We start from the raw sequence: 14,953 nt of genomic DNA on the forward strand, positions 1-14,953 counted from the left end.
AAGCCCCATGTTCGCATTCGTTCTCGCGCTGATCGGTTTCGTCGGCACCACCATCAAGCCCTGGTAAGACGGAGAAGATCGATGCTCGCTTTCGTTCTCGCGCTGATCGGTTTCGTCGGCACCACCATCAAGCCCTGGTAAGACGGAGAAGATCGATGCTCGCTTTCGTCCTCGCGCTGATCGGTTTCGTCGGCACCACTATCAAGCCCTGGTAAGGAGAAGACCAATGTTCGCATTCGTCCTCGCACTGATCGGCTTCGTCGGCACCACGATCAAGCCCTGGTAAGCTAGGCGACGCCCCGGCACTTGCAGCCACGATGGCTGCGATCCGGGGCGTCCTATGTTCGACTGGCCGACGCGGCCGGCTTTGTTTGGCGTCGCGCGGTTTCGACGCGCGTCCCCGTGCTAAATATCATCTCGTCGTCGATCGCACCGAACCGCAATGCGGCCAGATCGAGCCAATATGCCTGGTGGAGCCGCCACGGACGACGATCGCCCTGCTGCGGCAGGAGCGGCAGCGCGCGGCGTATGTAACCCGAGGTCAGGTCCGCGAACGGCTGTCGGCGCACCCCGCGCTTACCGACCCGAGGCGTCGCGCTGACGGCGCCGCGCCGTCGCATCGCCCGCAGCAACCGGCACAGATAGGTCGCGACCAGGTCCGCCTTCAGCGTCCACGACGCATTGGTATAGCCGAAGGTGAAGCTGAAGTTCGGCACGTCCGACAGCATCATCTCTTTATATTGGACCGCCTGCGCCGGATCGACCGCGCGGCCGTCTTGACGAAGCGTCATCCCGCCGAGCAGGGCGATCTCGAGCCCGGTCGCGGTGACGATCACGTCCGCGTCGACCGCTGTTCCATCGGTCATCACGATCCCGCCGGGTCCGAACCGCTCGATCGTGCCGGTCACCATGCGTGCGCGACCGTCGCGAAGCACGCGGAACAGGTCGCCGTCGGGCACGAGGCAGAGTCGCTGGTCCCACGGATCGTAACGCGGGGTGAAATGCGCGGTGACGTCATGCCCCTCGCCCAGCTCCGCGCGCACCATCGCGATGAGGCGCCGCACAACGCCGCGTGGCCGGCGCCGCGCGAGCTGGAAGAAGATCTGGCCGAGCACGACATTCTTCCAGCGCGTCACGGCATAAGCGGCTCCCTCGGGCAGATGATCGCGCAGCCAGTCGGCGACCCGATCGCGCGACGGTCGCGCCACGACATAGCCGGGCGAGCGTTGTACCATCGTCACGTGAGCCCCGGCCTCGGCCAGCGCCGGGACCAGCGTCACCGCGGTGGCGCCGCTGCCGATCACCGCCACCCGCTTGCCCGCCACGTCGAGCGATTCGGGCCAGAATTGCGGATGGACGATCACGCCGTCGAAGCGCTCCTGCCCGGCGAAACGGGGCTGGTGCGCGCGATCGTACGCGTAATAGCCCGAGCAGGCGTGCAGCCAGTCGCAGCGGATCGTCTGCGGATCGCTGTCGCGAGTCGCGATGGTCAGCGTCCAGCACGCCAGCTCGCTCGACCAGTCGGCGTCGATCACGCGATGGCCGAAGCGGATCGAGTCGATCACCCCGCACGCGACGGCGGTCTCCTCGATATACTGCCGGATGGCCGTGCCGCTCGCGATTGCCTCCGCCGCGCGCCAGGGGCGGAAGCCGTAGCCGAGCGTGTGCATGTCCGAGTCGGATCGCACCCCCGGATAGCGGAACAGGTCCCAGGTTCCGCCGATCGCCTCGCGCGCCTCGAGGATCAGCAGGCGGTGATCGGGGCATCGCCGCCGCACATGGCAGGCCGCACCGATACCCGAGAGGCCCGCGCCGATGATGATGACGTCGAACTGTTCCACCATGCCTCCCCGGAGCCGGTCGGTTCAGCGATCGGCCGTGGCAATCGCCGCGCTTGCCGCTGTTGGCTCAGAATGTCGGAAGCTTAGACGATCATCCGCGGCTGACCATATCGACTCTGGTGACCTCGACCGCGAAGGAACGCGGCGACGGTCCCGTGACGCGGACAGGAGGGGACAGCTGTCCCATGCGGCGACTGGGCCGCGCGCGCCTCGCGCGCGGCCTGCCCGCTAGAAGTCGCGCGAGTAGCGCAATTGCACGTTCGACCCGCCGAACGACCCCGCCTGCGACAGCACGCTGATCGCGCGCGTCAGCGCGATCGTCAGCTGGGTGGCGGTGAAGCCGCGCGCGTCGGTGACGATCTCGATGTAGATGTCGTCGGTCAGGTATTTGCCCGCCGCCAGTGCCGACCCGCGCCCGGTGGCCTCGTCCGCGCCGAGGATGCGCAACCGATCGAACCCGGTCGCCGAGCGCAGCTTGCCCAGGGGGTTGAGCCCCCCACCCGACCCGCGCAGCGAGTTGAGCGCGCTGGCGAGCTGGATCGCCTCGGTCGCCGACAGATTCTCCGGGTTGGTCCCGAACAGCAGGCGGCTCAACACCTCGTCCTGCGGCAAGGACGGAGTAGAGGTAAAGGCGATCTGCGGCCGCTGGCCCGTGCCGGTGATCGCGATGTTGAACGTGACATTGTCGTTGGTCGTGGTCGCCAGGATGTTGATGTCCGGATCGGTCAGCGCGCCGCCGCGGAAGCGCACCTGCCCACGCTCCACCTCGAAGCGCTTGCCCGCGAAGGAATAGGTGCCGCGCACCAGATCCAGGCCGCCAGCGATCGTCGGCGCGGCCGAGGTCCCGCCGACGCGCAGGTCCATCTCCCACTCGCTCTCCAGCCCCATGCCCGAGACATAGAGCTGGTTGTCCGCGCGCACGCGCAGGTCGAGCTTGAACAGGCCGGGCGGCGATGCGGGCGCGGCCGGCCGGCCGGCCGCCTCCGCCGCCGCGGCGGCGGCCTGCGCGGCACGGACCTCGCTCTTCTTGCGCACGCCCGTCAGTTCCGGCACCTCGGCGGCGCCCTGGCGGATGATCTCGTAGCGCGCGTTGGGGATGTTGATCTGTCCGCTGATCAGCCCACCGTTGGCGCCGTTCTGGATCCGCACGTCGCCGCTCGCGGTCGCGCCGAGCGCGTCGGACCGCGCCAGCTGCGCGTTGCGCATCGCCACCGTCAGGTCGAGCGGGAAGCCCTGCGCCGCGGCGAGACCGACATTGCCCTGCGCCTGCACCGTCCCCTGACCGGCGCGCGCCTGCATCTGCTGCAGCTCGAGCCGATCGTTGTTGAAGCGCGCCGCGATCCGCATGTTGGTCAGGCGCGTGCCGTAGGTCTCATTGTCATAGGTAAGATTGTCGGCCCGGATCAGACCGTTGACCCGCGGCGCCGCGACCGTGCCGCCGAGATCGGCGGCGATCGCGATCGGGCCGGAGAGCTGCTGCTCGGCGAGGCCGGCGAAGCTGAACAGGACGCCAGCCGGGCCGTTGTAACGGATCCCGCCGCCCAGCGGCCCCTGCATCAGCCGGGTCGACCAGCGGCCGCTGCCGCTCGGGGTCAGCGTCGCGACGAGGCGGCCGACGGGGGTGCCCGCGCGCTTGATCAGCGCGCGCCCCTCACCTGCCGCGCTCGACAACCTGCCCTGGAAGACGATGTCGACGGGCTCGGACACCGCCACCAGACTGGAGCGCGTGAAATTGTTGACGTTGAGGCGCACGTCGGCGCGGGGGAAGGCCTCGCCGGCGCTTTGCACATAATCGAGGCTGCCGGTCGCCTGTCCGCCGACCCCGAGATTGGGCACGAGCGCGCTGATCAGCGACAGATCTAGCCGGTCGAGCCGCATCTGCGCCTGGGTCGCCCCGCCGCCGAAGCGTCCGGCCAGCCGCATCGATCCCTTGTCGAAGTCGAGTCGCGCCGGCTCGAGCCGGTAACCACCGTTCGCCGGCACGATCCGGGCCGGCTGCGCGGTGCGGAACGCCACATTGTTCGCCGCACCGCTCAGCGCGACGAGATAGAGGCTGGGCGACAGGCGCGAGTTGACCGCCAGCCGGAAAGGTACGCCGTTGGAGCCGTTGAACAACGCCTGCGCCGTCCCCGCGCCGTTGCGGTAATCGACCTTGACGCGCCCGGTCTGGAGCAGCGTGGCGCCGTAGCGCAGATTGGCGACCTGCGCGTCGGCGACGATCTGCGGCTTGTCGTACATCACCGCGTCGGCGGTGACGATCGCGCGGCCGATGCTGAAGCCCGCCATGCCCGGGATCGTCGCGCCGGCGGCGCGCGCGTCGACGCTGGCGCGCTGATACTTGCCCTGCGCGCCGAGCGCGACATGGCCGTTGAGCCCGTTGCCGGCGAAGCGCACCTGCCCCGCGAACGGGCCGGCCGCCGTCTGGACGACGCGCCCGGCGAAGTCGATGCCGGCGAACAGCACGCGACGGATGTCGACTGCGAGCTGGTTGCCCGGCGTCACCAGCACGTCGGCGGTGAAGGCGCCGTAATTGGTGCCGCCGCTGGCGTTGACCTGATAGGCCCCACCGCGCCCGACCACGCGCGCGTCGAGGTTGGCGAGGCCGATCCCCACCCCCGGTCGCGGCGCCCGCAGCCGCACGACCGGCGCGGTGGAGGAGCCGGTCACGCGCGCGTAGAGCGGGCCATATTGGGTCGAATAAGCGTCGGCGTCGATCAGCAGCGCGCCGTTGGCGGGATCGAAGCGACCCTGCCCGCGCGTGACGCGGAACTGCGGCGCGTTGAGCGACAGGCTCTGGAACGTCACCACGCCGGTCGGCGAATAGCCGAAGCGTGTGCTCATCACCGCATTGCCGCCGAGGAAGTTGCGGACGCCCTCGTTGAACAGCTGCTTGGTCTGGAGCGCGACCTTGCCGGTGATGCCGAATCCGCCGTTCGGGCCGGGCACCAGGTCGGCGTTGGTCTGCACGTTGATGATGCCGACGCTGTCGACGCGGAAGTTGTTGACGCGCCCCTGTAAGCCGCCGGTGTAGCGGCCCGTTTCCATGTTGGCGGCGATGATCGCGGTGGCGTCGATCGTGTCCGAGCGGATGCGCAGATTGTCGGACAGGATGTTGGGCATGGCGATGGCGAGGTCGCCGTCGATTCGCGCGTTGGTGGTGAGCCCGCCGAGCGCGGCATTGAGCCCGGCGATCCGGCGCGCGCGCGCGTGGACCGGCACAAGGATACGATCGCTGTTCACCCGCGCCAGACCCTCGGCATACAGGTCCTGCACCGAGGTCTGCTGGAAGCCAAGCGCGGCGGCGCGGATCTTATAGTCGACCGTCGGGGTCGCGAAGGCGCCGTTGAGCACCACGCGCGCGAGCACGTCACGCCCGCTCACGCCCGGCATGATCGCACCCGGCGTCAGCAGCTTGGCGTCGACCGCGAAATTGCCGAAGCGGCTGTTGGCGAGGTCGAGCAGCCCGCCCGCGTCGACCGCGAGCGCCTGCGAGGCGAGCTTGATCCGCGTGTCCGCGCGGCGCTCGGCGAGCGTCACGTCGGCGGCGACGTTGAGCGCGGGGGCGGTCAGCCGCTCCACCGGTCCCTCGAGATAGAGGCCGGGCCGCGTCGGGCCGCGTACCTCGATATGGCCATCGCGCGCAGTGATGGCGAGGTTGGCGAGCTCGCCGCCGCCCAGGTTGGCCAGCAGCCGCCCCTGCCAAGACGCCCAGCTGCCGCGCCCGCCGATCGTCGCGGTGAGCGGCGCCTTCAGGCCGGCGAGCTGCGCCACCGCGCCGTTGGCGGGCGCGGTGAGCCGCACGTCCACGTCGAGCTTGTTGTCGTCGGGTACCGCGTCGAGCCGCACCCGTGCGACGTCGCCGCCGGCGACACCGGGGGCGCGCAGCGTCGCCGCGTCGACGACGAGCTGGGCGCGGCGGTCGGCGATATGCGCCTGCCCGTCGAAGCGCGCGACATGGCGCGCGCCCGCCACCGGCGGCTCCATCACGAAGCGGCCGACGTGGAGCCGGTTGATGTCGATGTCGAGGTCGGGCAGCAGCGGCGCGTTCGCGTCCTCGGGCGTGGTCGGCGTCGGCTTGAGTTCGGGGTTGCGCCGCAGCGTGATCAGATCGGCCGAGACGCTGCGCACGTCGACGTGGTTGCTGACGAAGGCGAACGGCCGCCAGTCGAGGTCGAGCCGCGGCGAGGTCAGGAACACGCCCTTGGGGTCGCTCACGCGCACGTCGCTCAGGCGAAGGTGGCCGTAGAGCGAGCCGTCGATCCGCCCGACCTTGATGTTCAGGCCCGACGCGGTGGTGTAGCCCCCGATCTTGTCGGCGACGAAGCGGCGGCCGGGATCGGTGTTGATCCCCAGCACGATCGCGACGACGAGCAGCACCAGCGCGGCGAGCACGATGCCGACCCACTTCAGCACGCGCTGCCACAAAGGGCGGCGGACGACGACGGTCTCGCCGGCGGTCGGGAGCGTGTCCTCGGCCATCAGAATGCCTGCCCGATCGAGATGTAGAGCGCGATCTTGCTGTCCCCTTCGCGCGGGTTGAGCGGCGTCGCGACGTCGACGCGCAGCGGCCCGAAATTGGTGTAGAAGCGGCCACCGATACCGGCGCCGAGGCGCAAGTCGCTGCCCTTCGGCAGGCTGCTCTCATAGGCGTTGCCGGCATCGATGAAGGGCACGATGCCGAAATTCCCGAACCGGTAGCGCGCCTCCAGCGCGAATTCGTTGATGCTGCGGCCGCCGAGCGGGCGAAGGTCGGCACGATCGACGTTGCCGTTCTCGTCGGGCGTCAGCGACGCGACGGGCTCGAGCGGGCCGAGCCGCTGGAAGCCATAGCCGCGCACCGACCCGCCCCCGCCGCCATAGTAACGCCGCGACGGCGCGATGTCGTCGCGCGCGATGCCGAAGATGCTGCCGGCGCGCGCGCGGCCCGCGATCACCAGGCTGTCGCTCACCGGATAATAAGCGGTGCCCTCGATCAGCGTGCGCGCATAGGGCTTGGTCTGGCCCGAGACCGACACTTCGGGGCTGACGTTGAGCTTGAGGCGATAACCGCGGGTCGGGTTGAGCAGATCGTCCGACGTGTCGAACAGCACCTGTCCGGGCAGCGCGACCACGCCATAGGTGCGGCGGTCGCGGGCGAAATCGTCGAAGTCGAACACGCTCTCGTTGGTGCCGACCAGCTCGAAGCCATAAGCGTAGGTGAACCGCTTCTGCCAGATCGGAGTCGAGTCATAGCTGACGCGGCCGGAGATCGTGCCGGTGAAGGCGTCGAACGCGTCGTAGCTCGAGTGATTGGCGCTGGCGAGCAGGCTGACGGTGCGGTCGCGCTTGCCCGCGTTCTGGCGGCGCAGCCCGACCGACAGGCCCTGCTGCTGCGTGCCCGCGATCACGCCGAGGATCAGCGCACCCTCGGGCGGGAAGCGGTTGCGGTTGGTGAAATTGGCCTCGGCCTTGATACCCTCGCCGGTGTTGAAGCCGACCGAGCCCGACAGGCTCTTCGCCGGCCCGCGCGTCTGCCGCACCAGCAGGTCGACCTGCTCGGTCCCGTCCGCCGCGGTGACGCCGGTGCGCACCGGCTCGACTCCGACGCCGTTGAACAGCCCGGTCGCGACCAAAGCCTCGCGCAGGTCGTCGGTGAGCCGCGCGTCGTACAGCTGCCCCTGATCGAAGCGCGGGAAGACGTTGAGGTGCTTGAGGTCGAACACCGGGTCGCCCTCGGTCCGCAGCGTGCCGAACGAGGAGCGCGGCCCGGTGTCGACCGGCAGGGTGTAATCGCCCTTGCCGGTCTGCTCGTCGAGCAGCACGTCGCGCTCGCCGACCTTGACGAAGGGATAGCCCTGCTGCGGCAGGCGCAGGCTGACATTGGCCTCGGCGCCCTGGATCCGCGCCGCCTCGATCGGGTCGCCGACCTTGAGCGGCAGCTCGCGGCGAACCAGCTCAGGCGGCTGGGTCGCCCCTGCCTTCACGGTGACGCTGCCGAGCTTGTACTGCTGCCCCGGCGTGGCGGTGACCAAAGCGCGCAGCTTCGCCGGCGTCCCCGCCACGGTTTCCACCGTCGAGGCGGCGGTGCCGTCATAATAGCCCAGCGACTTCATCAGCCGCAGCGCGAGCTGCTCGTCCTCGCGCGCGCGCGCCGACACCTGGGTCGCATTGTCCGCCTTGCCGCCGCCCTTCTTGAGCGCCGACAGCGAGTCGAACTCGTCGGTGAGGCCCAGCGGGTCGAGCCCCTGCACCTCGCTGGCGTAGCGGATATCGGGCTGATCGGTGCTCGCCGGATCGGCGACGGTCTGGAGCGGCGTGGTATCGAAGGTGGAGAGCGGCTCGAGCGGCCGCGCGAGCTGCGGATCCTGCGGCGGTGCGGGGGGCAGCTCGCCCGGTGTGATCGGCTGCTGCGCGGCTGCCTGGGCAGGCGCCTGCGACGGGTCGGTCGTCGGCTGCGGGGTCGCGGGCGGTGGCGTCGCCGCATTGTCCGCGGGCATCGGCTCGAGCGGCGCGTTCAGATCGCCCGACAGCGGCGGCAGGGCGGCGTCGAACTCTGCCTCGGGAACGATCGGCGTGGTGTCGGCCGGGGGCGTCGTCTCGGCCGGCGGCGGCGAGTCCGGTCCCTGGGCGGGAGCGCTGCCGGGCTTCTGGAGCTGCGCCTGCGCCGCGGCACATCCCAGCGCCAAACCCGCGGTGGCGAGCAGAAGGCGCGATCGACGAACAGTAAAAGACAAGCAATACGCCCCTTTAGGCAGGGCATGCGGCGTTCCGCTGAGCCCCCGTCATCCTGCAACGAGCCAGCGCGGGATCGGTTTCATCATGACGACGTGCCGGCGCTGCGAGGAGCTTCGCCGTGACGGGTCGCCGCCGTGAAAAATCTGGCACCCTTGCGAAACATTTGCGACAAATTGCGGTTAGGCGCCGGGGCAGCCCGAAGTTTCGCGGGGACAAGGTAGAGAATGCGTATCGAGGTTCGGCCGGGCCGCCAGGTCATCGGCGGCGCGGCGGCGTCGGCGCTGCTCGCGCTCGCGGCGTGCGGCGGCGGCGGGCAGCCCCAGGGCAAGGAGAAAGGCGGCGCACCGGGTCAGGCGGGCCCGGTGACGGTCGGCTATGTCGTCGTCCAGCCCACGTCGGTGCCGACCACGAGCGAGCTGCCCGGCCGCACCGTCGCCTATCAGAGCTCGGAGGTGCGCCCGCAGGTCTCGGGCGTGATCCAGCGCCGCTTCTTCACCGAAGGCGCGATCGTCAAGCGCGGCCAGCCGCTCTACCAGATCGATCCCTCGCTCTATCGCGCCAGCGCCAACCAGGCGAGCGCCAACGTCGCCAACGCCCAGGCCACCTATGACGCCGCCAAGATCCGGGCGGACCGCTACAAGCCGCTCGCCGACATGGAGGCGATCAGCGCGCAGGACTATACCGACGCCGTGGCGACGCAGCGCCAGGCGGCGGCGACGATCGCGGTCAACCGCGCGCAGCTCGATACCGCGCGCGTGAACCTGCGCTTCACCACCGTGCCCGCGCCGATCACCGGGCGGATCGGCCGCTCGCTCTTCACCGTCGGCGCGCTGGTGAGCGCGACCCAGACCGACCCGCTCGCGACGATCCAGCAGCTCGACCCGATGTTCGTCGATATCCAGCAGTCGAGCGCCAACCTGCTCGCGCTGCGCCGCAGCCTCGCCTCGGGCGGCGCGGTGCCCGCGCGCGCGGAGGTGACGCTGAAGCTCGAGGACGGCAGCGACTACGGTATCAAGGGCACGGTCGAGTTCGCCGAGGTAGTGGTCGATCCCAGCACCGGGACGGTCGCGCTGCGTGCGCGCTTCCCTAACCCCAACGGGCTGCTGCTGCCGGGCATGTTCGTGCGCGCGGTCTTCTCGCAGTCGATCCAGCAGAACGCCTTCCTCGTCCCCCAGACCGCGATCAACCGCGATGCCAAGGGCAATGCCACGCTCTACGTCGTCGCCGCGAACAACCGGGCCGAGCAGCGCACCGTCACCGCCGAGCGGACCCAGGGCGCCTATTGGGTCGTGATCGACGGGCTGAAAGCGGGTGACAAGGTGATCACCCAGGGTCTCGCGAACGTGAAGCCCAAGACCCCGCTCCAGCCCGTGCCGGCCGACACGCCGCAGAAGGTCCAGGCGCCCTCGCCCGAGCAGATGGAGAAGATGTCGTCGGCCAAGGGCAAGGCTGGCTGATCCCGCATGTCCCGCATCTTCATCGATCGGCCGATCTTCGCCTGGGTACTCGCCATCATCGTGATGCTGGCGGGCGTGGGCGCGATCCTGTCGCTGCCGATCGCGCAATATCCCGACGTCGCGCCGCCGCAGGTCTCGATCCGGGCGACCTTCCCCGGCGCCAACGCGCAGACGCTGCAGAACAGCGTCACCCAGGTGATCGAGCAGCAGCTCACCGGCATCGACGGCCTGCTCTACTTCCAGTCGAGCTCGTCGAGCCGTGGCTCGGTGACGATCACCGCCACGTTCGACAAGGGCACCGACCCCGATATCGCGCAGGTCCAGGTGCAGAACCAGGTGCAGCAGTCGCTCAGCCGGCTGCCGCAGCAGGTGCAGCAGCAGGGACTGGTGGTGCGCAAGTCCAACCCGGACTTCCTGCTGATCGTCGGCGTCTATGACGTCACCGACAAGCTCACCAACCAGGACGTGTCGGACTATCTCGTCTCCAACCTCCAGGACCCGCTCGGGCGTATCCAGGGCGTCGGCGACACCAACGTGTTCGGCTCGCAATATGCCATGCGGGTGTGGCTCGATCCGGAGAAGCTCAACAGCTTCCAGCTGATGCCCGGCGACGTCGTCACCGCGATCACCAACCAGAACACCGAGGTCGCCGCGGGTGAGGTCGGCGGCCAGCCGATGCCGTCGACGCAGATGCTCAACGCGATCGTCACCGCGCAGTCGCGGCTCCAGACGCCCGCCGAATTCGCCAACATCATCCTCAAGACGCAGAGCAGCGGCGCCACCGTACGGCTCGCCGACGTGGCGCGGATCGAGCTGGGCGCGGAGAGCTACAATGCGTTCAGCCGCGTCAACCGCCACCCCGGCGCGGGCATCGCGGTGCTGCTCGCCCCCGGTGCCGACGCGCTGAAGACCGCCGAGCTGGTCAAGGCGCAGGTCGCCGCCGCGGCCAAGGGCTTCCCGCCCGGCCTCGAATATGCCTTCGCCAACGACACCACCGACTTCATCAAGCTGTCGATCGAGGAGGTGGTGAAGACGCTGATCGAGGCGATCATCCTCGTCGTGATCGTCATGTTCGTGTTCCTCCAGAGCTGGCGCGCCACGCTGGTGCCCGCGATCGCGGTGCCGGTGGTGCTGCTCGGCACCTTCGCGGTCTTCTACGTCGCCGGCTTCTCGATCAACACGCTGACCTTGTTCGGCCTCGTCCTCGCGATCGGTCTGCTGGTCGATGACGCGATCGTGGTGGTCGAGAATGTCGAGCGGCTGCTCGACGAGAATCCCGGCATGACCCCGCGCGAGGCGACGATCGAGTCGATGAAGGAGATCACCGTCGCGCTGGTCGCGATCGCGCTGGTGCTCTCCGCGGTGTTCATGCCGATGGCCTTCTTCGGCGGCTCGACCGGCGTGATCTACCGCCAATTCTCGCTGACGATCGTGTCGGCGATGGTGCTCTCGGTGCTGGTCGCGGTGATCCTCTCGCCCGCGCTCACCGCCACGCTGCTCAAGCAGAGCCACGACGAGCACGGCGATCCGATCGAGCAGAGCTGGCTGGGGCGCAAGTTCCCCAAGGTGGCGCATCTGCTCGAGCGCGCGCGCGACAAGTTCAACGACACGTTCGACAAGGGCGTCGCCCGCTACGTCGCCGGCGTGCGCCGCGTGATCGATCGCAAATGGATCTTCCTGCTGGTCTATGCCGGGACGGTGGCGCTGCTCGCGATCCTGTTCCTGCGCATGCCGACGGGCTTCCTGCCGACCGAGGACCAGGGCAGCGCGATCGTGCAATTCCAGCTGCCCGCCGGCGCCACGCGCGCGCGCACCGAGGAGGTGCAGCACCGCGTCGAGGATTATCTCGCCGGCAGCGAGGGCAAGAACGTCCGCACCATGTTCACCGTCAGCGGCGGCGGCGGCGGCGGCGTCAGCGGGCAGAACACCGGCCAGGGCTTCGTCAACCTGACGCCGTGGGACGATCGCAAGGGCAAGGAGAATACCGCCGACGCGATCGTGGCGCGCGCCTCCGCGGCGTTCCGCGGCCTGCGCGACGCGCGCGTCTTCGCGCTGGTGCCGCCCGCGATCCGCGGCCTCGGCCAGTCCAACGGCTTCACCATGGAGCTGCAGAACACCAGCGGCATGACCGCGGAGAAGTTCAACGACGCGCGCGACCGGCTGCTCGCGCTCGCCAACGCCGACCCCGCGCTCACCGCGGTGCGCCTGACCGAGCTGCCCGACGTCGGCACGCTCAAGGTCGACGTCGACCAGCAGAAGCTCGCCGCCTTCGGGCTGAGCCAGGCGGACGTCAACACGACGCTGTCGACCGCCTGGGGCGGCCGCTATGTCAACGACTTCATCGATCGCGGCCGCGTCAAACGCGTGTTCGTGCAGGGCGACGCGCCTTATCGCGCCGCGCCGACCGACCTCAACCAATGGTTCGTTCGCGGCAGCGGCGGGCAGATGGTGCCCTTCTCCGCCTTCGCGCGGATCGGCTGGAGCCAGGCGCCCGTGATCCTGTCGCGCTTCAACGGCGTTCCCTCGTTCGAATTCCAGGGGTCGGCCGCGGCGGGCAGGAGCTCGGGCGACGCGATGGCGCGGATCCAGGAGCTCGCCGGGCAGATCCCGGGGACCAGCGTCGCCTGGGCCGGGCTGTCGTATCAGGAGCGGCTGTCGTCCGGGCAGGCGCCCCTGCTCTACGGCCTGTCGATCCTGGTCGTCTTCCTCTGCCTCGCCGCGCTGTACGAGAGCTGGTCGATCCCGTTCGCGGTGCTGCTGGTGATCCCGCTCGGGCTCATCGGCGCGATCCTGTTCACCACGCTGCGCGGGCTGGTCAACGACGTCTACCTCCAGATCGGGCTGCTGACGACGATGGGGCTGGCGGCGAAGAACGCGATCCTGATGATCGAGTTCGCCGAACAGGAGGAGAAGAAGGGCAAGCGCGTGATCGACGCCGCGCTCTCCGCCGCGCGGATCCGGCTGCGACCGATCATCATGACCAGCCTCGCCTTCATCTTCGGCGTGCTGCCGCTGGCGATCTCGACCGGCGCGGGCGCCAACAGCCGGATCGCGATCGGCACCTCGGTGATCGGCGGCATGCTGACCGCGACGGTGCTGGCGATCTTCTACATTCCCTTGTTCTTCGTGCTGGTGCGCCGCGGCTTCCGCGACGGTCTCAAGGGCCTGCGCCGCGGTGCCGACCCGAGCCCGGACGAGGGCGAGGGCGGTGACGATCACGGCGGCCCCGGCGGCGGGGGCGGCACCCCCGGCGGCGAGCGCCCGCCGCAGCTGCCGCGCCCGATCGACCACCCCGCGCTGCCCGCGCCGGAGCCTGCCCGATGACCCGCCTCCCCGCGCTCGTCGCGCTCGCCGCCGGCACCGCGCTCGCCGGTTGCTCGCTGGCGCCGACCTATGTCCGCCCTGCCGCCCCCGTGCCGACCTCCTGGCCGGTCGGCGACGCCTATCTGCGCCAGTCGGAAGCGCGGCTGCCCAGCGTCACCTATCGCGACATCTTCCGCGACCAGCGCCTCCAGACGATCATCGACCAGGCACTCGCCAACAACCGTGACCTGCGCGTCGCGGTGGCCAATATCGAGGCGACGCGCGCGCAATATCGCATCCAGCGCGCCGACCTGTTCCCGCAGGTCAACGCCACCGGCGCCTACAGCTATCGCGACAACGGCAGCAGCGGCGTGGTGACCGGCACCAACAACGGCGGCGCGGGAACCGGGACGGGAGGAACCGGCACGGGCGGGACCGGGACCGGCGGGACCGGAACCGGTGGAACGGGCGCCGGCGGTACCGGCGTCACCACGGTTTCCTCGGCACGCAGCACCTTTCAGGCGCAGCTCGGCGTCACCGCCTTCGAGATCGACCTGTTCGGCCGCGTCCGCTCGCTGACCAGCGCGGCGCTGTCGCGTTATTTCGCGCAGGAATCGGCCGCTCGTGCCACCCGGCTGACCCTGGTGGGTGATGTCGCCAATGCCTGGCTCACCTATGCCGCGGACCGCAGCCTGCTCACCGTCGCGGAGCAGACCGCCGCGGCGGCGCGCGCGAGCGTCCGGCTCACCGATGCCCGCCGGCGCGGCGGGGTCGCGCCGCGCACCGACCTGCGCCAGGCGCAGCAGATCCTCGCCACCGCCGAGGCCAATCTGGCGCAGCAGAAGACGCTGCTGGCGCAGGACGTGAACGCGCTTCAGCTGCTGGTCGGCGCACCGGTTGCGCCGGCGCTGCTGCCCGGCTCGATCGAGCAGGCCGCGGCCACGATCGGCGAATTGCCCGCGGGGATCGACTCGGGCGTGCTGCTGCGACGTCCCGACGTGGTGCAGGCCGAATATTCGCTGCGCGCCTTCAACGCCGAGATCGGCGCGGCGCGCGCCGAGCTGTTCCCCCGCATCACGCTCACCGGGCTGGTCGGCTTCGCCAGCACCGCGCTGCGCACGCTCTTCAACAGCGGGTCGTTCAACTATTCGGTCGCGCCCAACGCGAGCTACCCGATCTTCCGCGCCGGTGCGGGCCGCGCCGGGGTCGACTTCAGCCTCGCGCAGCGCGACGCGGCACTGGCGACGTATGAGCAAACGATCCAGTCAGCCTTCCGCGAAGTGTCCGACGCCCTGGCGCGGCGCGGCACGATCACCGAGCAGCTCGCCGCCAACCGCCGCTTCTACGAGGCGGCGCAGGACACGCTCACCCTCACCAACGCGCGCTATCGCGGCGGGATCGACACGTTCCTGTCGTCGCTCGACGCGCAGCGCCAGCTCTACTCGGCGCAGCAGATACTGGTGCAGACCCAACTCACCCGCGCGACCAATCTGGTCACGCTCTACCGCACCCTCGGCGGTGACTCGCTGCTCGACGCCACGCCGCAGGGGCCGGTCCCCGTCGATGGTGGCGCCGCGACGTCGCCGCCGCGCCCCAACTGACCCGCACGCGCGGCGCCTGATCCGCCGCTGCCGACGG

General features: G+C 69.9%; 6 protein-coding genes. 3 read left to right on the plus strand and 3 right to left on the minus strand.

Going from position 1 to position 14,953, the window contains the following annotated elements; translation table 11 throughout:
- Nucleotides 1-338: 338 nt before the first annotated feature.
- The 3 genes from EV292_RS05010 to EV292_RS05020 all read right to left on the minus strand — a co-directional run bounded on the left by EV292_RS05010 (nucleotide 339) and on the right by EV292_RS05020 (nucleotide 8,554).
- Nucleotides 339-1,844 carry an NAD(P)/FAD-dependent oxidoreductase gene (locus tag EV292_RS05010; RefSeq protein ID WP_132908014.1) on the minus strand — a complete coding sequence of 502 codons (1,506 nt, stop codon included), beginning with the start codon at nucleotides 1,842-1,844 and terminating at the stop codon, nucleotides 339-341.
- Nucleotides 1,845-2,069: 225 nt separating this feature from the next.
- Nucleotides 2,070-6,320, minus strand: coding sequence for a translocation/assembly module TamB domain-containing protein (locus EV292_RS05015; protein ID WP_132908015.1), 4,251 nt, complete (start codon nucleotides 6,318-6,320; stop codon nucleotides 2,070-2,072).
- Complete coding sequence (locus EV292_RS05020; protein ID WP_207913336.1) at nucleotides 6,320-8,554, minus strand: BamA/TamA family outer membrane protein; 2,235 nt, start codon at nucleotides 8,552-8,554, stop codon at nucleotides 6,320-6,322. Before EV292_RS05020 ends, EV292_RS05015 begins: the two co-directional genes overlap by 1 nt.
- Before the next feature lie 225 nt (nucleotides 8,555-8,779).
- Here EV292_RS05020 and EV292_RS05025 point away from each other — a divergent pair, with 225 nt between their 5' ends.
- Genes EV292_RS05025 through EV292_RS05035 form a run of 3 tightly spaced genes read left to right on the plus strand, consistent with a single transcriptional unit; the run spans nucleotide 8,780 to nucleotide 14,916 of the window.
- Nucleotides 8,780-10,012, plus strand: coding sequence for an efflux RND transporter periplasmic adaptor subunit (locus tag EV292_RS05025; protein WP_132908016.1), 1,233 nt, complete (start codon nucleotides 8,780-8,782; stop codon nucleotides 10,010-10,012).
- Nucleotides 10,013-10,018: 6 nt separating this feature from the next.
- Entirely contained in the window at nucleotides 10,019-13,336 is a 3,318-nt protein-coding gene (locus EV292_RS05030) for a multidrug efflux RND transporter permease subunit (protein WP_132908017.1), read from the plus strand.
- Nucleotides 13,333-14,916, plus strand: coding sequence for an efflux transporter outer membrane subunit (locus EV292_RS05035; RefSeq protein ID WP_132908018.1), 1,584 nt, complete (start codon nucleotides 13,333-13,335; stop codon nucleotides 14,914-14,916). Before EV292_RS05030 ends, EV292_RS05035 begins: the two co-directional genes overlap by 4 nt.
- The last annotated feature ends 37 nt before the right edge of the window (nucleotides 14,917-14,953 follow it).

It is taken from the genome of Sphingomonas sp. BK235 (assembly GCF_004345855.1).
In the GTDB taxonomy this organism is placed as follows: Bacteria; Pseudomonadota; Alphaproteobacteria; order Sphingomonadales; family Sphingomonadaceae; genus Sphingomonas.